The sequence below is a fragment of the Klebsiella sp. 141153 genome, assembly GCF_032601995.1.
GTDB classification, from domain to species: domain Bacteria; phylum Pseudomonadota; class Gammaproteobacteria; order Enterobacterales; family Enterobacteriaceae; genus Klebsiella; species Klebsiella aerogenes.
This window is the reverse complement of the sequence record NZ_JAQIRJ010000006.1, coordinates 81,486-104,748: the sequence shown is the minus strand read 5'-3', so window position 1 is coordinate 104,748 and position 23,263 is coordinate 81,486. Positions and strand designations below refer to the sequence as shown.

The 23,263-nt window shown below is 49.5% G+C and carries 22 protein-coding genes; 8 read left to right on the top strand and 14 right to left on the bottom strand.

The window, feature by feature from the left end; genetic code table 11:
* Positions 1-89: 89 nt before the first annotated feature.
* Together PGS10_RS13590 and PGS10_RS13585 are read right to left on the bottom strand one after the other, a co-directional pair.
* The gene (locus tag PGS10_RS13590; protein ID WP_045391623.1) at positions 90-1,100 is read right to left on the bottom strand and encodes a LacI family DNA-binding transcriptional regulator; all 1,011 of its coding nucleotides are present in this window, start codon (positions 1,098-1,100) and stop codon (positions 90-92) included.
* Positions 1,101-1,371: 271 nt separating this feature from the next.
* Positions 1,372-1,944, bottom strand: a complete 573-nt coding sequence (locus PGS10_RS13585) for a hypothetical protein (protein ID WP_047078078.1) — start codon at positions 1,942-1,944, stop codon at positions 1,372-1,374.
* A 131-nt stretch (positions 1,945-2,075) separates the two neighbouring features.
* Between PGS10_RS13585 and PGS10_RS13580 the strand changes: the two genes are divergently transcribed.
* On the top strand, positions 2,076-2,966 hold the full coding sequence (locus PGS10_RS13580; RefSeq protein WP_047078079.1) for a LysR substrate-binding domain-containing protein: 891 nt from the start codon (positions 2,076-2,078) through the stop codon (positions 2,964-2,966).
* Positions 2,967-3,012: 46 nt separating this feature from the next.
* Here PGS10_RS13580 and PGS10_RS13575 read toward each other — a convergent pair whose 3' ends face one another.
* From PGS10_RS13575 to PGS10_RS13560, 4 genes are all read right to left on the bottom strand, one after another.
* On the bottom strand, positions 3,013-3,351 hold the full coding sequence (locus PGS10_RS13575) for a DUF1869 domain-containing protein (RefSeq protein WP_047078111.1): 339 nt from the start codon (positions 3,349-3,351) through the stop codon (positions 3,013-3,015).
* 9 nt (positions 3,352-3,360) lie between these two features.
* Entirely contained in the window at positions 3,361-3,693 is a 333-nt protein-coding gene (locus PGS10_RS13570; RefSeq protein WP_045391632.1) for a DUF1971 domain-containing protein, read from the bottom strand.
* Between the two features lie 214 nt (positions 3,694-3,907).
* Positions 3,908-5,824, bottom strand: a complete 1,917-nt coding sequence (locus PGS10_RS13565; protein WP_045391635.1) for a putative bifunctional diguanylate cyclase/phosphodiesterase — start codon at positions 5,822-5,824, stop codon at positions 3,908-3,910.
* A 10-nt stretch (positions 5,825-5,834) separates the two neighbouring features.
* The gene (locus tag PGS10_RS13560; RefSeq protein WP_045391638.1) at positions 5,835-6,332 is read right to left on the bottom strand and encodes a molybdopterin-dependent oxidoreductase; all 498 of its coding nucleotides are present in this window, start codon (positions 6,330-6,332) and stop codon (positions 5,835-5,837) included.
* A 287-nt stretch (positions 6,333-6,619) separates the two neighbouring features.
* On the opposite strand from PGS10_RS13560, the gene shiA reads away from it, so the two are divergent.
* Together shiA and PGS10_RS13550 are read left to right on the top strand one after the other, a co-directional pair.
* Positions 6,620-7,939 (top strand): shikimate transporter, encoded by a 1,320-nt coding sequence (shiA, locus tag PGS10_RS13555; protein ID WP_316423094.1) that lies wholly within the window; start codon positions 6,620-6,622, stop codon positions 7,937-7,939.
* A 12-nt stretch (positions 7,940-7,951) separates the two neighbouring features.
* Positions 7,952-8,692, top strand: a complete 741-nt coding sequence (locus PGS10_RS13550; RefSeq protein WP_409977443.1) for a lipoyl protein ligase domain-containing protein — start codon at positions 7,952-7,954, stop codon at positions 8,690-8,692.
* 8 nt (positions 8,693-8,700) lie between these two features.
* Here the strand turns inward: PGS10_RS13550 and PGS10_RS13545 are convergent, their stop codons facing one another.
* Positions 8,701-9,435 (bottom strand): HPP family protein, encoded by a 735-nt coding sequence (locus PGS10_RS13545; RefSeq protein WP_047045907.1) that lies wholly within the window; start codon positions 9,433-9,435, stop codon positions 8,701-8,703.
* Positions 9,436-9,634: 199 nt separating this feature from the next.
* Here PGS10_RS13545 and PGS10_RS13540 point away from each other — a divergent pair, with 199 nt between their 5' ends.
* Positions 9,635-10,744: an adenosylhomocysteinase gene (locus PGS10_RS13540; protein ID WP_047045910.1), complete on the top strand. Its 1,110-nt coding sequence runs from the start codon at positions 9,635-9,637 to the stop codon at positions 10,742-10,744.
* A 38-nt stretch (positions 10,745-10,782) separates the two neighbouring features.
* Here PGS10_RS13540 and cobT read toward each other — a convergent pair whose 3' ends face one another.
* The 7 genes from cobT to dacD form a co-directional block, all read right to left on the bottom strand.
* A complete protein-coding gene (gene cobT, locus PGS10_RS13535) occupies positions 10,783-11,841 on the bottom strand; it encodes a nicotinate-nucleotide--dimethylbenzimidazole phosphoribosyltransferase (RefSeq protein WP_047045913.1) in 1,059 nt (352 codons plus the stop codon).
* Positions 11,842-11,868: 27 nt separating this feature from the next.
* A complete protein-coding gene (gene cobS / locus PGS10_RS13530; RefSeq protein WP_047045915.1) occupies positions 11,869-12,609 on the bottom strand; it encodes an adenosylcobinamide-GDP ribazoletransferase in 741 nt (246 codons plus the stop codon).
* Positions 12,606-13,148, bottom strand: a complete 543-nt coding sequence (cobU, locus tag PGS10_RS13525) for a bifunctional adenosylcobinamide kinase/adenosylcobinamide-phosphate guanylyltransferase (protein WP_047045919.1) — start codon at positions 13,146-13,148, stop codon at positions 12,606-12,608. Before cobU ends, cobS begins: the two co-directional genes overlap by 4 nt.
* Before the next feature lie 172 nt (positions 13,149-13,320).
* Positions 13,321-13,644 (bottom strand): DUF496 family protein, encoded by a 324-nt coding sequence (locus PGS10_RS13520; protein ID WP_015365834.1) that lies wholly within the window; start codon positions 13,642-13,644, stop codon positions 13,321-13,323.
* Between the two features lie 168 nt (positions 13,645-13,812).
* Entirely contained in the window at positions 13,813-14,871 is a 1,059-nt protein-coding gene (locus PGS10_RS13515; RefSeq protein WP_045391654.1) for an FUSC family protein, read from the bottom strand.
* Positions 14,872-14,972: 101 nt separating this feature from the next.
* Positions 14,973-15,443 carry a DNA gyrase inhibitor SbmC gene (gene sbmC / locus PGS10_RS13510; protein ID WP_047036583.1) on the bottom strand — a complete coding sequence of 157 codons (471 nt, stop codon included), beginning with the start codon at positions 15,441-15,443 and terminating at the stop codon, positions 14,973-14,975.
* A gap of 151 nt (positions 15,444-15,594) precedes the next feature.
* Positions 15,595-16,761 carry a serine-type D-Ala-D-Ala carboxypeptidase DacD gene (gene dacD, locus PGS10_RS13505; RefSeq protein ID WP_015365831.1) on the bottom strand — a complete coding sequence of 389 codons (1,167 nt, stop codon included), beginning with the start codon at positions 16,759-16,761 and terminating at the stop codon, positions 15,595-15,597.
* A 386-nt stretch (positions 16,762-17,147) separates the two neighbouring features.
* On the opposite strand from dacD, the gene PGS10_RS13500 reads away from it, so the two are divergent.
* The 4 genes from PGS10_RS13500 to sbcB all read left to right on the top strand — a co-directional run bounded on the left by PGS10_RS13500 (position 17,148) and on the right by sbcB (position 23,231).
* On the top strand, positions 17,148-18,296 hold the full coding sequence (locus tag PGS10_RS13500) for an acyltransferase family protein (protein ID WP_316423093.1): 1,149 nt from the start codon (positions 17,148-17,150) through the stop codon (positions 18,294-18,296).
* Positions 18,297-18,679: 383 nt separating this feature from the next.
* Positions 18,680-19,942: an O-antigen ligase family protein gene (locus PGS10_RS13495; RefSeq protein ID WP_052667984.1), complete on the top strand. Its 1,263-nt coding sequence runs from the start codon at positions 18,680-18,682 to the stop codon at positions 19,940-19,942.
* A 17-nt stretch (positions 19,943-19,959) separates the two neighbouring features.
* Entirely contained in the window at positions 19,960-21,639 is a 1,680-nt protein-coding gene (locus PGS10_RS13490) for a hypothetical protein (RefSeq protein WP_155960287.1), read from the top strand.
* A 170-nt stretch (positions 21,640-21,809) separates the two neighbouring features.
* A complete protein-coding gene (gene sbcB / locus PGS10_RS13485) occupies positions 21,810-23,231 on the top strand; it encodes an exodeoxyribonuclease I (RefSeq protein ID WP_316423092.1) in 1,422 nt (473 codons plus the stop codon).
* Positions 23,232-23,263 lie beyond the last annotated feature (32 nt).

Sequence of the window (23,263 nt, the reverse complement as noted above, 5' to 3'; positions counted from 1 at the left end):
ACCTCTAAGGTATACAGTCATAAGTGTTCAACAGAGGTTAGTAAACCAATGTTAGTTTATATTTATAAGTTAATAATGGCGTATATAGATTAAAACAAAGTAATATTAATACTCACACTACTCTCCCGAATAATTAACCGAGAGACAATTTCGTGCATTTCAATACTGCCTTGCTTCGTTTCGTTGTTAATCATTTGAAATGCCAGATGGGCGATTTCACTTATCGGTTGCGCCACACTGGTAATTTTTTTAGTTTGTGCCAGTAAAGTATTATCAAAACTAGCGATGGCAATATCTTTAGGCACAGATATTCCTTTTTCTTTTAACCCATCAATAATATAACTAGCAGCCACATCGTTATAAACCCAGAGAGATGAGCAATGATTTATTCTCGCGGCTAGCCTGACAATAATATCATCGAGTATACTAATATGCCCTGACGTTTTCTCACCCTCACCTTTCGCTATCCAAAACTGATTTTCTTTATCTATAGACAATCCCTGGCCGGTAATTCGTTTTGCCCATGAAAAAACCTTTCGGTTATCCGCGCCTTCCTGCGCTACAAATCCAAACGTGGTATGACCGGTCTGAATAAAATGCTCAGCTATAACTTCCGCCCCTTTACTTTGATCGATAGAAACAGAATTGAAAAATCGCGATACCAGCGTAACCACGGCAACGGGGATATTAGTTGCGATGAGCCATTCTGCAAGTTCGCTTTCGGCTTCTGTTGGTACCCATAGCAAACTGTCAATACCCATACTAATAAGCGTATATATTATTTGCTTATCTAGCTGCGGTTGATTCTGATGAGTTTTGACGATAACCGTTTTACCGATGTATCTTGCCTCTTCTTCAAATGTCGCCAGCAGTTCACAAAAATGTGGGTTGACAAGGTTTGGCAGAACAACAGCAATCAGCCCAGAACATTTCCCACTCAATTGAAACGCACTCTTGCTGGGCACATAGCATAAGAAATCCATTGCCTCACGAACTGCTTTGCGAGTTTCTGGAGCCACGCTGGGATGATTATTCAGCACGCGTGAGACCGTAGCGGTGGATACTCCAGCTTTTATTGCTACGTCTTTAATGGATGCCATAGTAAATAACTGCGTCGACCAAGAATGACGTAACTATAAAGTGTGATGAAAGTCAAAAATGTAAGCCACTTCACATGTTGTCACGTTACATAAAACAGCGATTTTTCTCTCAATTCTGCTGTCACCAAAATGACTAAGTGTTCACGACTTATATTTAATGGATTCACTGACAAACAGAGGATAACGGGCACCACGCCAGAACCAAAGTCGTCGTGGTGTTACGCTTGCGTAGATGATAGGTAGGATTTGCCATGGTAAATAACAGGCCGATTTACGACATTTCCTGCTGCCTAATTTTCACCAGCACCGCTCCCAGCAATGCCAGATCCACCAGGACCGCCAGTGCGTAGACAAAACCTCCCTTTCCCGAATCCGCATAGTGATTGGTTAGCAGAGTCGCCAGGATAATAATAACGATACCCGCTATCATCGGGATGTTCGCCATCATGCCCGACGAATATCTTGCTGTAGCATTGTTTTGCCAGACGATGCCCAGACCTAATCCACCAAAGGCGATCCCCGGAATTTGAGATAGCCAACCGTGTCCGCTATTCCACAGCACCAGTAACATTAACCAGCCCATAGCGGACAGCACAAAGGCGTAGCACGATACCCTAACGCTAAAACGTGCTGACCACGGCTGCCAACGCGCGATTGCATAGCCAACGGCAAAAGCTCCCACCAGCGTCAGCAGAGACGCCAGAGTACCGATAGCGCCAATCATGGAGGAAACGCTCAATAGCAGCGCCCCCGCCGCGAATACGCCACTTAGCGCGATAGCTTGCGTGAACGGGACTACGCAAATTGTTGCCCCACCGGCGTGCTGATTAGAATAGATACTCATTATTCACTCCTGATAATGGCAAACGCTGATGAATTAAACTCAGCGTCTATTTCACATATCAGTAGGCTACCGCCTGTATAATGAGTACAGCAAACGCATAGATTTCAGCCATAGATGAGAAAAATTCAGCCATGAGAAAAACCCGCCTTCCTCCGCTGGGCGCGCTGCGCGCCTTTCATGCCGTGGCCCGCTGCCGCAGTTTTAAACGCGCCGCCGATATGCTCGGAGTGAGCGCTACTGCGGTGAGTCATCAGATAAAACTTCTGGAATCTGTGCTGGAGTGCCGGGTCTGTGAACGCAACGCCATGGGCGTCAGCCTGACCGACAGCGGCGAAATCCTCTACGCAGGCACGCAACGCGCCTTTAGCGCGCTGGAAGAAGCGACTACGCAAATTGTTCGCTCACACCAGCCGCCGTCGCTCACCGTCACCACCACCTCCAACTTTTTGACCCACTGGCTGGTACCGCGGCTGGCAGCATTTAAAGCGGAATTTCCCGCCATTGACCTGCGGCTCCATACCAGCGTCGAGCGTGTGGATCTCAACTTGCGCAGCGTCGACGTCGCGATTCGCTATCGTGAAACGCCGGAGCGCGAACTGCACTGCACCTTGCTACATGAAGACCGCTTTATCGTCGTCGCCAGCCCAGCGCTGGGTATTACACGGCTGGAGGATTTGCGTCACGCTACCCTGTTCCACGTTGAACATCGTCACGTTCCGGCAGATTCGCCAGACTGGGAGAACTGGCTGCGCCACTACGGGCCATCACAACTGAATACCGGCGCAGGGTTAACCTTCAGCGACGAGACGCATGCGCTCCAGGCGGCTGTGGCGGGACAAGGCGTGGTTATTGCCAGCGAACTGCTGGCGCGCGATCTGCTGCAACGCCGGGTTCTAGTAGCGCCATTTGAGATGTCCTTACCCGGTGCGAACTATTATCTGGTGGCGACACCAGATATAGCCCAGCGCGGCGATATCAGCGCGTTGCGGAACTGGCTACTGCGGCAGATCGCGCTTAGTTGAAGCCTGTGAAAAGGCAGATATCGGGCGATATCTGCCAGACGGCGTATTACCAGCCGCAGACGTTAGTCTCTTCGTCAGACTCATAGCCGCGCACAATATTGATGAGCTCTTTCACCGCGTCAGCGGCGATCTGCGGGTCCTGTAAGGAGTCAAGCGAGTCAAAGTCTTTATCCACCGACACGCCATTATTATTATTCGTTACCGTCAGACTAACCCCTTTACCCTGTAAATTATCGTTCGAAATCCCAGAGAGTAATTCTGCTACGGCCTGAGCCGCGATATCAGGAACATAGAGCGCCATCGGCTTTAAATAAACTTTCTCATATTTTTCGTGATTGTTGCCATTGACTATCGCTAATGAATAACCTTTATTTTCACTGTTCATAGACATAGCTTATCCCTCAATCAGAATTTTAGGGTCGACGTAAAAATCGACATTAAATACGGTATCGTCAGATAATGCCTCAATGCAGTGCCACTTTTCCGCAGGGAAGACACCAAACTGCCCCGCTTCGATAGTCATCGTTTCAACAGGGTCTGGGCTCGTTTCATCGGCATAACCATAATAGCGTATTGCACCCTGCATCACCGACAGACGCGGATAGACGCCCTGTCGCGTGCCGGCATCAAGATGGCGTTTCCAGATAGACGCGGGTGCGGTCTCTTTGGTCCACATAGGGGTGGAACGGGTCTGAACATAATGGGTAGGTATAATGATTCGCTGCATGATTTGCCTCTCTTTCCGCGCCGTGAAATAACGCCGCGAATGGAACGATATATTGCATATCATATACCCCTTTTAATTGCTAAGGGTATTATTTTTTCGAATCTATTACTTCTACCCCTATTTATACCCATTACGGATTAGCTTTATTTAAAATATAAAAAAGCGCCTGCGATAGTTCACAGGCGCCAGTTTAAAGACCGAAGATGATCTTTTTTCAGTTGTTATTTAACAGCCCCGGCTTCCCGATCAAATATCCCTGGACGAGATCGCAACCTAATTGTTGCAGCGAAGTTAACTGTTCCTCGGTTTCAACGCCTTCGGCGACGATGCGCATATGCAAGCTTTTCCCCATACTGATAATCAGGCGCACAATATCAAGGTCATCTTTTTGCATAGGTATATTGACCACAAACGAGCGATCAATTTTGATCTTATCGAAAGGGAAATAACTCAGCCGCGACAATGACGAATAGCCGGTACCAAAATCGTCAATAGAGATCTGAATCCCCTGCTCGCGCAACTGGCTGAGGATCTCCAGCGAGCGCGTATTTTCGTTAAACACATCAGATTCCGTAATCTCAAGATCAAGGCGTCGCGGGTCGAGTCCGGTCTTCTTTAGTACCGCTGCCACCGTCTCGGTAAGCGAAGTATTAATAAGTTGAATCGGTGAGACGTTAACCGAAACCTTCAGCGGCTGTTCCCAGCGGGCAGCCTCCTCACAGGCAGTTTTCAGCACCCACTCGCCAAGTTGGTTTATCAGGCCGGTTTTCTCCGCCACCGGAATAAACTCAACGGGCGGTACCATACCGCGTAGCGGATGGAACCAGCGTACCAGCGCCTCGTAGCCGTAGATTTCACGCGACACCGTGTCGGCGATTGGCTGGTAGTAAACCTTGAACTGGTCATTTTCCAGCGCATGCAGCAGATCGTCCTCAAAGGATTTGTTTTCCTGTAAACGTTGCAACATGCCAGGACGGAAAATCTCCACGTGGCCCGCGCCAGACTTTTTCGCTTCATACAGCGCCAGATCGGCACATTTGTATAAGTAATCGGTACGACTTTCACCATCGGAGATAACGATGCCGATGCAAGCGCCGATGTTAATCAATGAATCGTAGATATAGTAGGGCTGGCTGATTTTCTCGCGGATCACATCCGCCCGCTCCAGCGCCATTTCTTCGCTCAGATCCTGCGATACCAGGGCAAATTCGTCGCCGCCAAGCCGGTACAGCGTCTCTGATGTTTTACGGAAGAACGACAGGCGGCTGGCGAGCTCCTGCAGCAGTTTGTCACCCGCATCATGTCCCAGGGTATCGTTAACATCTTTAAAATTATCCAGGTCGAACAACATAACCACAGCGCAACCATTATAAGGTTTTACGTGATTAACCACTTCCTGCAGCCTCTGCCAGAAAGAGAGGCGGTTAGGCATGCCTGTTAACGAATCGTGATAAGCGTCATATTGCAAACGGCGGTTTTGTACCTGCAGTTTCTCTTTCGACAGCTGCAAATCGTTAGCTAACAACTTCATGCGCACATGCGCTCGACGCAAGTTATTATTTTGCCGAAGCATCAATAAACCCAGAGAAATACACATCGTAATCAGCAAGATTGAAATCACCGAATAGATGTAATAAAGATGCTGAATCTTATCGTGCGTAAGATTAACGACATCAAAGTCCTGCGCCAGGGTCATGGAGGCCAGTGAGGTCATCGGGCCATCCAACTTACTCATGGTATGCAACAGAGTCACCATCTGCTCAGGCGTCATGGTGTCCAGTTGCCGATCGAGTTGATCGAGGATCTGAATCAGACTGGTAACCGTGGCCTGCCGCTGCTCGCTTTTTCTGATGAACTGGCCAAGATCGCCCTGCTGTAGCAGCTCGATCTGGCTCATCATTATTTCCAGGCGCAGGCGTACCTCATCGCGGTCGGTCCCCTTCACGTTCAGCGCCAGGGCGCTTAAACGAGCCTCAAGACGCATATATTCAGAGACCATCTGGGATACGGACCACGAGTCGGTGTAACGTGTTAATTTTTGCAGCTCACTCTGCCGCTCATGCACCAGATAGGTAATGTATCCGGTGACAATAAAAAGCGACAAAATAATGGCAGTGAGTATTCGATTCAAGATCAGAGCCTTACTCAATTATAATCTTTGAAACCTGCCATGCCGAGCGGGAATAATAGATTTGGTTCTGTAACTCCGCGCTACTATCGTAGGGATAAACAATAAAAAGCGGCCCTTTGTCACGAATGCGCATATATTCGCCATTCATCTTCAGCGCGAGGATCACCGGGAATTTATGAAAATCCTCCACCGGCACCTCGGTTGTATAATCATTCAGAGCCATCACTTTCGCCGTCTTACCTTGCGCACCCACTAAGTCCATAAGTTTGCTAAGTGAAATACCGTCAAAGCGCACTTTTCCTGAATACCAGGGTGTGGTTGTGATCACTGTCTCATTGCCCAATTTTTCTAACGCGGCAACATCAAATACGGCGGTATCGCCTTCGTTTGTATTGGTAATCTTTCCTGAAATGGTTAAAACGGGTTTGCCCGTTGGCGCAGGCAGTTTTTCTGCGAAAGCATTAGGTAAAACTAAAACATAAAATAAAACTGCAAAAATTAGACGCATATCACCCACCATATCCAGCGTTGGAGATAGTAATTGTAAACCATTTACGTGAATTCTTAAAAGCTGTCCCAGTGGGGCGACAAAAATAAAATAGCAGTCATGGTCAACAGTTAACCCGCGCCAGCGGTGGAAATTAAATGTTCGATTTAGACATTTTTTACTTTATTGTCTTTCCTGCAGGTAAAAAACTTTTCAGTTGCGCTTGTGCGCGGTAATCTCCCTAACGGCGCGAAGATAAGAAAACGTCTCATTCAAATAATAACAAATTAGCAACAAACAGGACAGACATGGACTCAACGCTTATTTCACCCGACTCCGGCAAGGGGGTTGGTTCTCTTAATCGCGCTCGTCGCGCGGCATGGGGCAGCTTTGCCGGCGCCGTCGTCGACTGGTACGATTTTCTGTTGTACGGCATCACCGCCGCACTGGTGTTCAACCGCGAATTTTTCCCACAAATTGGCCCGGCGATGGGCACGCTGGCAGCCTTCGCGACTTTCGGCGTCGGCTTCCTCTTCCGCCCGCTCGGCGGCATTATCTTCGGCCATTTTGGCGACCGTTTAGGCCGTAAGCGCATGCTAATGATGACCGTGTGGATGATGGGGATCGCCACCGCTTGTATCGGCCTACTGCCTTCCTTTAACCAGATTGGCTGGTGGGCGCCGGTTTTGCTGGTGATTTTGCGCGCGGTGCAGGGCTTCGCCGTCGGGGGCGAATGGGGCGGCGCGGCGTTGCTGTCGGTTGAAAGCGCGCCGAAAAACAAAAAAGCGTTCTATAGCAGCAGCGTGCAGGTGGGTTACGGCGTCGGTCTGCTGCTCTCTACTGGGCTGGTATCGCTTGTCAGCAGTTTCACCACCGATGAGCAGTTCCTGAGCTGGGGCTGGCGCCTGCCGTTCCTGTTTAGCGTAGTGCTGGTACTGGCGGCACTGTGGATCCGCAACGGCATGGCCGAGTCGGCGGAGTTTGAACAGCAGTTGCAGAAAACGCCCGCCGCGGAGAAAAAACGCCTGCCGGTACTGGAAGCGTTGGTACGCCATCCGGGTGCCTTCTTATTAATCATCGCCCTGCGCCTGTGTGAACTGTTAACGATGTATATCGTGACCGCATTCGCCCTCAACTACTCGACGCAAAACCTCGGCCTGCCGCGTGAACTGTTCCTCAATATCGGGTTGCTGGTGGGCGGTATTAGCTGTTTTACCATTCCCTGCTTTGCGTGGCTGGCGGATAGGTTTGGCCGCCGTCGGATCTATATTACCGGGGCGCTGATCGGGACATTAAGCGGCTTCCCCTTCTTTATGGCGCTGGAGCAGCACTCGCTGTTCTGGATCCTGTTTTTTGCCCTGATGCTGGCCAACATCGCCCATGATATGGTGGTCTGCGTGCAGCAACCGATGTTTACCGAAATGTTTGGCGCCAGCTATCGCTATAGCGGCGCAGGCGTCGGATACCAGGTGGCCAGCGTGGTCGGCGGCGGTTTCACGCCCTTCATCGCCGCCGCGCTGGTCACTTTCTCTGGCGGCTCGTGGCACAGCGTGGCGATTTATCTGACGGTCGGCTGCCTGATCTCTGCCGTCACGGCGATGTTGATGAAAAATCGACATCCGGCATAAAAAGGGGGCTTCGTGATAACAGCACAGAATACGGAATGCTGGCCTGACGGGTTCAACGCCGACGAATTGCCCATTGTCCGCTGCAATGATCCAACGCTCGCCGAACAGCCTTTGTTCGAGCGCGCACGCCGCGGTGAAGCCGTCGCTCAGCTCTGGCAGGCGCCGCAGGGGTTCGTAGTACCCGGCAGTTACCGGAAATTCGCCAATCTGCCCGCGGTCAGCGAAGCCTTTGCCGCCCGCGGCTGGCCGATATGGATCCGTCGCTCCGGCGGCGGGCTGGTGCCGCAGGGGCCGGGGATCCTCAACCTGAGTCTTGCCTGGCCGGTAACCCAGCCGTTAGGCGAAGCCGCCGAACCTATTTATCTGTTGTTGTGTGGAATATTGCAACGCACGCTGGCGACCTTTGGCGTCGAAAGCCAATTTCAGGCCGTCAACGGTTCCTTCTGCGACGGGCGCTATAACCTTGCCTGCGGCGAGGGAGAGAACGCGCGCAAGATTGCCGGTACCGCTCAGTACTGGCGGCCCGTAGCCGAAAGCCAGGGGCACATCGTTCTGGCCCATGCGGTGATATTACTGGATACCGACCTGAAGGCAGCGCATCAGGCGGCCAACAGTATTGAGGCGCAGCTCGGTAGCGGCAAGGTCTATGGCGCGGACAAAACGATTACGCTTGCCGAATTATTGCCGGGTGAAACCGACCTCATCGAGCGATTCAGGCTGGCGCTCGCTAAGACGCTGCAACGAGTGGGTTAACAGCGTCACTAGCGCGCTTTTTGATCGGCGGCAAGACGCAACCGAGCCTGCTGTTCGATATTCTCCAGTAGCTCCTGAACATCGTCCTCATCGATATCGAGGAATTGCCCCTCCAGCAGCGCGGCATGAATATCTGCACGAGTGACTGTAATCCCCATCGGTACCGCATTCGGCTTCACTTCTTCCGCAGCCAGCGGATGCGGGTAGCGGCGACCGACCAGGTTATTGAAGACAATCGCCAGCAGCGCCAGCATCATGGAGTTCAGGAGCACCGGCGTCAGTACAAACTGGTAGCCTTCACTGTGTACGCCGGCGCCGCCAAGAATAGCCGTGAGCGCCACCGCGCCGCCAGGTGGATGCAGGCAACGCAAAAAGTACATCCCGGCGATCGCCAGCGCCGCCGCCAGGCCGCAGGCGATCGCCGTATCCGGCACTAACAGCCCCACCGTGACGCCGATCAGCGCTGAAAGCACGTTGCCGCCAACGATAGACCAGGGCTGAGCAAGCGGGCTGCTGGGCGCGCCAAATAGCAATACCGCCGAGGCGCCCATCGGCGCAATAAACCACAGATTCACCTCGCCAAGCAGCCAGTGGCTGAACATGCTGGTGACGGCAAGACCCGTTCCGGCGCCGATTGAGCCCAATAAAATATGCTTTTTCGCAACGGGTAAAGCGTGGGGTTTTAAACGGCCGAGGAAAATACGCGCGCGGGAAAATAGCGGGCGCTGTAAAACGCGTAACATCGAACGAATCGCTCACATCATAGGAAGAAATTATATTTCATTGTCTTTATTTAACTCTTCATTAACAACCATGTATTTATGATGCCTATTATTTGCAACTTTATCGGGCAGTGCGGGTTATGTGATTTTTACATGCTGCGTTAGAATCATCTTCCCCTCCGGGGTTAAACCCACTCTACGGATTAAAGGTCACAATACGGTGAATAATAAGACAAATTTAACGAAAGAAGTGGCATGGGCCAGCCAGAATATGCCGCGTACCCTGCGCCAGGTGGCGGCCCTTCCCGACCTCAGCCATGTACGCCTGGCCTGCTGTATGCATCTGGATATGAAAATGATCCCGCTGGTGCAGGGGCTCCTGGAGAAAGGGGCGAAAGTCTTTTTGACCACCTGTAACCCAACCACCGTGCAGGATGAGGTCGTCGCCTGGCTAGTAGAACGTGGCGCGGAAGCTTGCGCCTGGCGCAATATGAGCGATGCCGACTGGCAGCAATCATGGGAAAAAGCCATCGCCTGGGGGCCAACTCACCTTTGTGAGATGGGCGCAGATATCACCACCCTGCTCCACCAGCGCGGCGAGTTCGGCAATGTCGTCGCCGGCCTTGAAGCCACCGGCTCCGGCGTCAATCGTCTCGGTGATATCCGCCCCGGCTATCCAATTTTTAACTGGGATGATCTGCCGGTCAAAGAAGGGCTACATAACCGCCATATGGTTGGCCTGACGGCCTGGCACACCTTCTTCCAGACCACTCACCTTACCCTACATGAGAAAAAAGTGCTGGTGATCGGCTACGGCCTGGTCGGGCAAGGCGTCGCGGCGGCGGCAAAAGCCTTCGGCGGCCAGGTCATGGTGGCGGAAATCGATCCGGCGCGCCGTTTACAGGCCGCTTATGACGGCTGGCATGTCGTGGATTTACAGGATGCAATCGCATCAGCCGACGTCGTAGCCACCGCCACCGGCGGCAAGAAAGTGGTCAACAGCCTGGCGCTGGACAGCGCTAAAGATGGCGTGTTTATTCTCAACGTCGGCCACGTGGCGGAAGAGATTGACTGCGAACACCTGCGCCAGTTCCCGCATGAAGAGGTTATGCCCTATATCAACGCTTATCGGCTGCCGGAGAAAACAATCTATCTGATGGCCGATGGCTCAATGCTCAACCTTACCGCCGGTTTTGGCGATAGCCTGAATGCGTTTGATGTCACCCTTGCGGTGATGGCCAGCGGCATTCGTCATATCGTCACCGACGGCATGCAAGCAGAAGCGGATGTTTATCTGCTGCCGCAAAGCGTGTGGCAGCAGACGCTGTAAGCACTATTTTGGGGGGCCGGTCGGCGCCCCGAAGCCGGTTAACGGGTTTCCGGCAGCACGATATTGCTCTCCGCCAGCGTCCCCATATCGTTGAACATTGCCCCTGCCGCCTCGACCAGATGCATCGCTAACGCCGCGCCGCTGCCTTCGCCTAAGCGCATCCCCATATCCAGATAAGGGTTCAACTGCAGATGCTCCAGCGCAATATGTGCCCCCTTCTCCGCCGACAGATGCGACGGGATCAGATACGGATGCAACTGTGGGGCAATCCGGCAGGCCGCCAGTGCCGACGCGTATGATAAGAAACCATCAAGTATCACCGGCAATCCGCAGGAAGCGGCGCCCAGCATGACCCCGGCCATCCCGAGCAAGTCAAAACCGCCCACTTTTGCCAGCACGTCGAGACCATCTTCGGATGAAGGCTGGTTGACCGCTATCGCCCGGCGTACGACTTCCGCCTTGTGCGCCAGCTGCGATACTGGAAGGTTCGCGCCGATGCCCACAACATCGCCGGCATCATGATCGGTCAGCACGCTGACTACTGCCGCAGCGGGGGTCGTGTTAGCCATTCCTAATTCGCCCACGCCGAACAGACGCACGCCCTGCTCCGCAAGCTGACGGGTGTAGCGCATGCTCGCCAGCAGCAGCGTTTCGGCCTGCTCCCGGCTCATCGCCGCGGTGCAGGCAATATTGCCGCTACCGCGCGCCACTTTCATATTCACCAACCCCGGGATCGGTTCGGCGTCAATCCCGACGTCAATCACCTGAACATCAGCCCCCGCCTGCGCTGCCAGCACGCAAACACCGGTATTCTTACGGGTCATATTGACCGCCTGAATCGCGGTCACCGCCTGTGGCGAGACGGTAACGCCTTCATGCCAGACGCCGTGGTCGGCGCACATAACCACAATAGTTTTACGTGGAAAACGTAACGCGCCCTGTAGACCCGGCATGCCTGCCAACTGAATCGCCAGCGATTCCAGACGCCCCAGGCTACCAGGCGGTTTCAACAAGCCGTCAATATGCTCACCTGCGCGCGACATCGCGCTTTCGTCCAGTCGCGGGATGGCTGCTAACCATTCAGTTAATGTATTCATATGCTTCCTGTCAGCGCGGTATATGCTCTATAGCAACGCCAGTAAAAAGATAACTTCGCCCAGTTCAATGGCCGCCCCAAGCGTATCGCCGGTTTGCCCGCCCAGCGTGCGCTTCAGCGCCTGACCAAGCGCCGATATCACCAGCAGCGTTATCACCGCAGCCAGCAGGCCATGCAGGCCCAGCAGCAGCGTTGCCAGCGCCAATGATAGCGCCAGGGTAATGACGGTCTGTCGGAAAGTCACCTTGCCAATAAATACGTTACCAAGCCCCTGCTCCCGGGCATAGCGCTGGCGGTACATCAACAGCACCGACATCCCACGCGCCACGGCGCAGGCGGCAGCCAACGTCGCCAGCATCGAGGTACCGCGCAGCGCCAGTTCGCTAATGACGAAGACCTTCGCCACCAGCACAAAGATCAGCGCTAGTCCGCCGTGCGTCCCCAACCGGCTATCGCGCATGATCTCCAGCATCCGCTCGCGGCGGCGGGCGGAAAAGATCCCATCGCAGGTATCCGCCAGGCCATCAAGATGAAAACCGCCGGTCAGCAGCGCCAGCGCCAGTACGGCAAACAGCGCGGCCAACGGCAGGCCGCACCAGGCATGAAGCGCCAGCATCACCAGCCCGGCAATCGCGCCAAGTAATAACCCCACCAGTGGGAAAGTGACGATCCCGCGCTCATATTGATCGATTTCCAGCCCCTGCGACCAGCGGGCCGGAACCGGCAAGCGGCTCATAAAAGAAAGCGTGGCGAAGAACGATTTAATCATTTGATTTTGACTCCTATCCCTGAAACAACCAGCCACACCTCATCGGCGGCCGCGGCCAGCATCTGATTCACGCGCCCGGCAATATCGCGAAAATGCCGCGCCAGCCGGTTATCCGGCACTATTCCCAGCCCCACTTCATTGGTGACCAACAGCACCGGCGCCGGGCAGGCGCGGCAGGCAGCAATCAGCAGAGTGGTTTCTTGCATGACTATCCTTTCCAGCGCTGCGTAATCCCATTCATCAGGATCCGTTTCCCCACCTTCAGCGAACAGAATATTGGTGACCAGTGTAGTGACGCACTCAAGCAAAATGGCTTCATCGGGTGCATTATCGGGGGTAATAAGTGGCGCCAGGTCACGGCTGCGCTCTGCAGTACGCCAGTGCGCCGGACGGCTATTACGGTGATGTTGAATGCGTGCGGCCATTTCATCGTCAATAACGGCTGAAGTGGCGATATAGAGCACCGACGCGCAGGATTGGAGTAAAGATTCGGCGTGACGGCTTTTGCCGCTACGCGCGCCGCCGGTAATTAGTATCATCGCGGCGGTACCTGAAGCTGGGACTGCATGTGATAAACCCTTCCGGTATCAATAAGTTCACAGCGGCAGTATAACAAACTGTCGGCTTAAAGGGCGATGCTTATACGGAGGTTTAAGGCGGGAAGATGGAGGAATCCGGCGGCCTGCTATGCCGCCGGAAGAAGTGGGTATTTTATTCGCCGACTTTGGCTTCACCCATCACTTTGAGTTTTTTGGAGATATCGCGACGCTCTTTCGACAGCTCGGCGTTTTTGATGATGTAATCGTCAACGCGGTCTTCGTAGTCGGTTTTCATGCTAGCGATGATACCCTGAATGGCTTCAACGCTCATACCCGGCTTGATGTAATCGCTGAGGTTGTCCAGCAGCAGGACACGCTTCTGGTTATCACGGATCTTTTTCTCAACGTCCTGAATTTCACGCTGCAGTTTGTTCTTACGACGGAACAGACGAACAAACTCCAGAACGTCCTGGAAAGAAGGCTTAGTTGTTTCCATTTTTACACCCCTAATATTTGAGATTCGGATTCGCTAAAGCGACTGCCCTATAGGGCTAACATAACTGCTAGCAGTCGCTGATGACAATGTTTTTTCCTTTGCGTTTATCATAACCCTAAATGCTGCTGAATCGAAGCAACCTGTTCACTTCGCGCACGTATCTGCCTTTTATTTGCGCAGCGCGCGGCAAATAAGGTGCGACAGCAGCTCAAGCTGGCGCGCCAGCTCAATGGTCAGCCAAACATAGCCGTGAATCGGCGTTTCCGACAGATTATCGTCCTGATGCTCTTTGATAAGCTGTCGCAACTCGACCACGATCTCGTTGAGCTTCTCGGTGTTGGCGCGAACAGGCTGCGGGTTTCCCTCATACAGGGCATGGGCGATAGTCAGCAACGTTTGCTGGGTCATCCGTTGGGTTTCGCGCAAAGTCTGGGCGTTAAGCATCACAAAATGGCCCTGACGAGAGGCCCAATAAGCGTTGATTTGCAGTTCCAGCATGCATACCAGATTACGGCTGACGGTCTGGATGGCTTCGAAGATTGCTTTCTGAATATGCGTTTCTTTGCTGGCCGGGGTTATCAACCCGCGCATTTTCACCACGTCATTGAGCGCTTTCTGAAGATGTTTTTCCAGCCGCGGGCGCTCAACCAGATTTGGCGAAAAACCGGCCTGATACAGCCGATTAAACGTTGTGACATAATTCGCCATCTGGATGCGCCAGTGCAAAAACGCCCGCTGCGGCCAGATACCGGTAAACAGCATCGCCAACAGTGAACCAAAGATAACATCGCCGCTTCGCCACAACGCGGTGTTCATATCGCCCGGCGGCGCGCCCACCACCACCGCCAGCGTAATGCCGATAAGCAGCGCCTGATAGGGCCGCTTGCCGAGCGCCAGCCAGCCGCAAAGGAACATCGCCACCGCGCACCACAGCACCATGATTGGCAGTGAAATAAGCTCAAGTTTGAGCGCTACCAGCCCCAATACCGAACCAAGGATAGTGCCGCCAATACGTTCGAAGGCCCGCGGCACCACATTGCCCCAGAAAGAGATAGGCCCCATCACCACCACCAGGGTGATCAAAGGCCAGGTGCCCTCCGGCACGTTCAGTAGACGCACCAGCAAGAAGGTCAGAACAAAAGCCAGCGCGATGCGGATACCGTGCACAATTCGGTAATGACGATACAGTCGGATCTCAAATGGCTTAAGTGATTTATCAGCGCGCACGGCCTGCTCCGGCAAACAGAAAAAGCCAATTGTAGCCGCTTTTTTCGCAAGCGCACTGCGCTAGTGTAAGAAACCTTGTCAAAATCAGGGATAAAGGTTTATTAGCCGACGCGATTCACCGCTACGTACATCTCAATATCCCAGTGACCGTCCTGGTTGCCGTCGTTAAGGTAGATTTCAAAACAGGGTTTATCGGCAATTTGAAGATCGCTGCTCTCCAGCAGGCTGTCAAAGAACTGCAGCCACGGCGTGGAGAAATCATGGTTAATGACCCGCGCGCTGGCGCAGGCGTAGTCGCCGCCGGCGATCGCGGTGAGGATGACTCCTTCGCTATTCGGCGGGATGACGTAATCATCCGCCACGGTAACAACGGTGTCACAACGCAGTTTTTCCGCGGGCACCTGCTGCGGATTATCGTAATAAACCGCGACCCACTCCTGCGCCGGCACCTGGTGGTGACTGACCCACGCCGCCAGTTGTTCAAACCCCTGCTTTACGGTCTGCTCCCACGGGCCAACCATATGAAACCCGGCAATCTTGCGGGCGTCGAGAGATTGAATGCTGTAGTTCATAGCGCCTCCAGTGTTGATAGAATACTGTATAAATATACATCAAATTTAGCAGGCGGATGAACAACAGTATGTGCGCGGATTCACAGAGTCGCCACAAGCGCGAAATGAATGAAGCCCGCCGCAGAGCGCGGCGGGCCCATGGGTGCGGAGATTAAATGCCGTGATGCAGATAATCGCTCAGACGGGAAAACATCCCGCCCTTGCCAACGCTTTCAAGCGTCACCAGTGGCCAATGACCGACCACTTTGTCGCCATCGTAAAGCGAGATTTCGCCCACGCGTTGGTTAGCGGCGATAGGCGCTTCCAGATCCTTAGTATCCAGTACATATTTTGCTTTGATACGTGGAACTTCAGATTTCGGGATCGCGAGCCAGAAGTCCTGATCGGTGCCGAGCTTGATCTGCTCTTTGTCGCCATACCAGATATGTTCGACGCCAACCTGCTTACCTTTTTGTAGCACCTGGACGGTGTCAAAATTCTGTTGGCCCCAGTGCAACAGCTTAGCCGCCTGCTCTTCTCGCCCTTTTGGACTATCGGCCCCCATCACCACGGCAATCAAACGACGCTGTCCATCGACCGCAGAGGCAATAAGGTTGAAACCCGCTCCTGAGGTATGGCCGGTTTTCAGACCATCGACATTCATGGTTTTGTCCCACAGCAAACCGTTACGGTTCTGCTGGGTGATACCGTTCCACGTCAGGCTTTTTTCGCTATACATGTGATAGACATCCGGCTCGCCGTGAATAATCGCCCGCGACAACACCGCTAAATCATAGGCGGAGCTATGCTGGCCAGGCGCGTCGAGTCCGTGGACGGTTTCAAAATGGGTGTCTTTCAAATGCAATTTTTCAACGTAGCTATTCATCAACGCGACAAATTGCGGTTGGCCGCCGGCTACATAGTCAGCGAGCGCGACGCAGGCATCGTTACCGGAATCGACGATCAGTCCGCGGCTAAGATCGCGGACGCTAACGCGATCGCCCGCTTTAAGGAACATCAGCGAAGAACCGTTAAACACCGGATTGCCCTTGGCCCAGGCGTCTTTGCCGACGGTGACCATATCATCAAAGGTAATACGATGGCTGTCGATGGCGCGGTCGACGACGTAGCCGGTCATCAGTTTGGTCAGGCTGGCGGGGTTACGCTGTTGGTGTTCGTTACCGGCGGTCAGGATTTGACCGGTAGTGTAGTCCATCAGCACCCAGGAACCGGCCTGGATCGAAGGCGGCGTCACGGTGACGGGCAAATCAGCAGCGGCAAATGCGCAGGAAACGCTCGAAGCGAGCAAAGTTACAGCAAATAAAAAACGGCCTTTCAACGGCATATCCTCAAGATTTACAGATTCGCCGTCCTTTTTACGGAAGTTCGCCTGAGAGATCAGGGTTAAATTGCAAGAAAATATGACATGGTAGATTTATCGATGCTCATAATGAATAAAAAGCATAACAACTAACCTATCTAATAGAACGCCATTTATTTTAACGAGGCTATTAACACCCATAATTAGCATGGGATTTAAAAACACTCAAACACAAAAAGTAATTAAGAAAAAACCTAAAAATGCATGTCATAAAAAATTAATATGAAAAACCTTCATGAGGTTATTCTTAAATACTTTCCATAAACAATTCCTATGTAGACATTTCAACTGATCATATATTATCTATTAACATCTAATTCACAAACATATTCATTGGTGTAACGATGAGCCAGAATAAAAACTGGTCTCCTGAGCTTGATGGCTTACGAGGCTACGCTTCCTTGTGGGTCCTGCTCGGTCACATTTGTATTTTGACACGATGCAACATCCCTATCCTGAGCAACCCGGATTTTGGCGTCGATCTTTTCATTTTGCTGTCCGGTTATCTGATGGCTAAAAATTACATTGAAAGGCAGCATGTCGAACCCTGGATGTCCGTTAAAACGGTAACTTCATTTTGGACAAGGCGCTTTTTCCGAATCGCTCCGCTTTATTATCTCCTTCTAATTGTGGCATTTATTTTCGGTGAAACCTTTGGTCACTACCGGGATGCTATCGCGCTGGCATGGCCTGAAACGCAAACTGAGACCGCGAGATATACCGACTCATCAATGGCGAACGTGTTAACGCACATCTCATTCACCTTTGGTTTCCTTCCTTATTATTCATTCAGGACAGTCCTTCCTGACTGGAGTATTGGGCTTGAAATGCAATACTATGCCCTTTTCCCGTTTATCATGATGCTGGTCATGGGGATTGGTTTCATTAGGACTTGCCTGGCATTGATTGTAATGTGCGTAATGGCTGCATTTATTTTCCCTGGATATTTCGCAGCATTCCCGATGCCCTCGATGATTTTATTCAAGCTACCTTTATTTACATCAGGAATGTTGCTCTATAAAGCCGTAGCAGAGAACCGTAAGATCTACGTTATGGTTGCATTACTTTCTCCACTCGCTGCATTTTTGATGGGTTACTTTACTTCACCTATCCGTATGATCATTGAGGTTATGATAATCCTTGGGATGTCGATTCTTCTGATGCCTCATAGCGATAAATCGCCACTAAAAGGTATTGTCTTCTTTAGCAGAAAGTTACTTTCCGCCCGCTTCAGTCAGTTCCTCGGTGACGTATCATATTCGGTATATCTGTTGCATTTGATGATTGTTATTCCAATTATAGGGATACTTGTCAAGTATAATGAATTTGTTGATTTGGCCGCCCCATTACGTAGTCTACTTGTTGCCGTTATTTCATTACCAATTGTTTACATGATCTCATTAGGTCTTTATCAATACATTGAGAAAAAAGGAATTATGCTTGGAAGAAAAATCATTAATTCCAAAAAAATAACAACAAGTGAAGTAATGTAATTACTTCGAGCACATAATTTTCGCGCGATGTTTATTATTTAAAATAAAATCGCGCTCATTTTATATAATAATACAAGTAAGAGCTTTAAAAACTTAAAACATAAGTATAACTATTGAATTTCATCTAAAAAACAGTTGGCACTATTAACATCTAAATTCTCTCATAAAATCTTGATAGCAAATTGTCCTAAATTTTATCCCAACAAATTTTTGCAGTGGAAAAATGCGCTTACTCTTGAGATACTGAGTATAGCCATATGCCTCTTTAGCTGTGAATTCATACAGCTTAACTTATTACTTAGAAATCATATGGTTATCTTGTAACTACTATTACTTTAGGTGAATTTTACTATGAAATCACAGACTACAGGGAACGCGCAAGTATGATGCTCAAAGTAAAGTATGCATCGTTTATCATGTTCATCTGTGCACTAGGAAGCCAGCTAACTGACGTGAGTGTGGGGGTACTGAAGCTATGGGAGTTGATGGCGATTATCATTTTCCCATTTTTCATGACTAAAATACACAAAAAGACATTACCTTTCGTATTGTTCTTTTTTTCTCTATTAGTGATATCATTAGCTACACAGCTTTTTACAGATGTTTTCTTCTGGAATTATGGCGGCCTAAAACAAAAATATGTAATATCAGTAGTTCGTTTCGCTGAACTTATGCTATGTATCTCAACCGCTATTGTAATGCTCAACGCTGCACGAAAATATAAAGTTGAACTTCCCGAGTTGATTAGTAAATTCATTACTTATAATTTCTATATGACATTATTTGTACTTGGGTTATTAACGATTGATATAGTCGCTGGGACACATATTGTTAGTTATTATCAGATCCATCGATTGAAGGGATTCTATGTTGAAGGTGGACCTTATGGTTTATATTTAGCGTCTCTGATATTTCTTGAGTTTCTTTACAAGAAAAGAAAATTGATGATGTTTACATTTGCAATAGCACTTGCGTTTTCACAGTCGAAAGCAGGAATATGTGCAATTGCGATTTTCCTCTTTGTTAGTTTTATGATGAAAAACAAATACTTAAGTGGATTCCTTAAACCAGGGAACTTCATAAGATTTTCTTTCTTCATAGCACTGAGTATTTCTATTTCGGCATTCGCAATTTTTAAGATTGCATATAACTATATTGATGATTATCAGAATGTATATTCATTAATTAAAGGGCGTGCAGGTGATCCAAGTTTGATTATGGGTCGAATTGCTGCATCCCACATTGGCCCGAAAATTTTCGAAGACAATCCTATATTTGGCGTGGGCCTCGGTGGTTATTCGTTAGTAAGAAATAACTTAGAATACAGGGAAGGTTTCCCCGTTGTATCTGGATGGGATCTAACTGGCCTTGGAGGATTTTTCAATTTAATGATTGAAAATGGTATATTTGGCGTGTTGGGTTTCATTATTATTATTTTATTGACTTACAAAAAAGATCTTCCAGGCATGTGCTTTATGATGCTATTTATTATTCCTTTTATTTTTGGCGCGCAGTTATATATGTTCTATCCTTGGGTATTTCTTGGATTCTACTTTGTATATCGTTATGGCGACCCAAAGTTGAGTGCTGATCAAAAAGCCACTGTCGATAGTGCATTAACGGCTAGTCAGGCAAACTCTAATTAAGAATACTGGAGAAACTGATGATTTTTTCGCGAAGGAATTTTCTAAGATATATACTTCCATCCGCCTTTATCGTGGATGCAACCCTTAACAAATCAGAAGCTTCTCCAGTTGCTATTGCTAACGATAACACTCATTTAGATAATAATGCAGTCCTTTCGGCCTCCCCATTACATTATAAGGCCCAATATAGTAGTCAGCCAGATGATACGGCTGCGGTTCTTACTGCGATTAACGATTGCATTAAAAACAATAAATATCTTGATCTTAGGGGAGGCCCGTGGAAAATATCGAAAACTTTAGATCTGACAGGCGTCAAATCTATTATCACAGACTGGTCAGGTCGGCTGATTATCAATACCGATAATTTTCAAGCAACTAATAATAGTAATTTTGCTGTAATTATCGGAAACCCGGACTCTGATTATAAAACTGATCGAGCAAATTATACAACGGTCAATGGCCTTTTGTGTATTATTGCTGAAGACCGAAAAATACCTTTAAATGGATTGTTTATAAAAGGCTCACTTTTAAGCTTCGATTCTATTCGAGTCATAGGATTTAATGGTTCCGGTATAGTATTATCTTCAGTATGGGATAGTTCTTTTAAAAGTCTGTCAAGCGAGCTTTGTGGCAATGTCCATAAATACCAAATAGCAATAATTAGCGGGGGAGATACCTCAAATTGCCTTTCAATCGATAGGATACAGTCGGAAAGAGCATTTCATAAATGTTTATATATAAACGCGATCCGTTCAACACTAAACACTCTACATGCAGAGAGAACTACGATTTTAACTAGAGATGATGGCTCAAGCCTTTCATCTTCCTTGAAATATACCAATGTTTCTATAACATTGAGTAATTGCGTTCTAAATCAAGTTATTCATGACACGTCCGCAAAAAGCAATGATCTTAGCAAATCAGAGAAAATTGTTGCAGATAAATCATCCGTTGTCTTAAATTTAGTTGATACTATTCTTAATTCTGCTCATTTAAATGGATGTGTTCTATCAACCTCAATGGCAATAAGATCTCAATTTAATTCTGTTTTCTGCGAATCATGGTTCTTTGAGGATATCCAGTCAATAGATAATTCTTCAATCGACTGCTCAAACATTAGTAAAACGCTTGTAATCACTCGAAATCTATTATTACAAAACTCAAATCTGGCATCACTCACTATGCCAGAGAATGCTCATGACATACTTATTGATAAATGTAAAATCAGCAACGTTTCTATAAGTAAAAAAATTACCGGCAATATACTATTTCGTTCCTGCCTATTCCAGCCAGAGATGGAATTATTAGAAACAGGCAGCCAAAGTGATACAACACCACAAATTTCACTTTCAGCAAACATCCCTGTTTCTTTTAATGATTGTATATTCCTTGGCAAGGTTAAAGGAATGCAGAACTCCCAAGCAATTTTTAAAGGGGGGTTTATTAATGATGCAGACATCGCAAGTGGATTTGTTGGTCAATTCTATAATGTGCAAATTAAAAAATTCACTTTCTCTGGAGAAGCGGCCTTTATTACCAATCAATGCATTATTGAGGATGTTATTTCATGGAGTCCTCCTAAGAACTTAATCGCGCCATTAGGTGTAAAATCTGAAATAATGAGTGTTCAAAATGGACATTCTCAATATTACTCGCCCGGAAACAATGGTCAGTGGTTATTAAAACAAAAAGATTAATATTTTAGAGGAAGTGCCATTAGGGAGTCTACCCAAAACTCCCTTTTGAACTTGTATTATGTAAAAACATCATTTAAAAACGCGTCAAAAATGCTATAATCATTAAATTGATATTATCTATTTAATTTTAGATCTTTTCTTTCGGAAGACTATATGGATTTTATGTAACTATGATAGAAAGAGAACAACAATCCTTCCTCTTCCACGACTACGAAACCTTCGGAACCAGCCCTTCGCTCGACCGACCGGCGCAGTTCGCCGCCATCCGCACCGATAGCGATCTGAATGTCATTGGCGAACCGGAAGTCTTCTACTGCAAGCCTGCGGACGACTATCTGCCGCAGCCGCAGGCGGTAATGATTACCGGTATTACGCCACAGGAAGCGCTGGCCAAAGGTGACAACGAGGCCGCTTTCGCCCGCCGCATCAACGATCTGTTCACGGTGCCGAAAACCTGTATCGTCGGCTATAACAATGTCCGCTTTGATGACGAAGTCAGTCGCAATATTTTTTATCGCAACTTTTACGATCCCTATGCCTGGAGCTGGCAGCATGATAATTCGCGCTGGGATCTGCTGGATGTCATGCGCGCCTGCTATGCCCTGCGTCCGGAAGGTATCAACTGGCCGGAAAACGAAGAAGGATTGCCAAGCTTCCGCCTTGAGCATCTGACCGTCGCAAACGGTATTGAGCATAGTAATGCCCACGATGCGATGGCCGATGTGTACGCCACCATCGCGATGGCGAAACTGGTGAAGACCCATCAGCCGCGTCTGTTTGAATATCTGTACAGTCATCGTAATAAACGCAAGCTGGCGACGTTGATCGACGTGCCGCAGTTAAAACCGCTAGTCCACGTTTCCGGTATGTTCGGAGCCGCCCGCGGCAACACCAGCCTGGTCGCGCCGCTAGCCTGGCATCCGGATAACCGCAATGCGGTGATTATGGTTGATCTGGCGGGGGATATGTCGCCGTTGTTGGAGCTCGATGCCGATACACTGCGCGAACGCCTGTATACTCCACGAGATGAACTCGGTGATTTACCGGCAGCGCCAATTAAGCTGGTGCATTTAAATAAATGCCCGGTGCTGGCGCAGGCCAATACGTTGCGCCCGCAGGATGCCGACCGTTTAGGTATTAATATTCAGCGCTGCCTGGAGAACGCCCAACTGCTGCGCGCAAATCCGCAGGTACGCGAAAAGGTAGTCGCGCTGTATGCCGAAGCCGAACCGTTCACGCCATCGGATAATGTTGACGCCCAACTTTACAACGGATTCTTTAGCGATGCCGATCGCGCGGCGATGAAAATTGTGCTGGAAACCGAACCCCGAAATCTGCCGGCGCTGGATATTACCTTTGCTGATAAACGCATTGAACGCCTGCTGTTTAACTACCGCGCGCGTAACTTCCCCGGTACGCTTGATGAAAACGAACAGCAGCGTTGGTTAGAGCACCGCCGTAACGTCTTTACGCCGGAATTTTTGCAGGCCTATGCCGATGAACTGCAGATGCTGTATCAACAGTATGCTGATGATAGTGAAAAACAGGCCCTGTTGAAAGCGCTGTGGCAATATGCGCAGGAAATCGTTTAACCCGGGCCAGGCCGTAACCGTAGCCCGGGAAT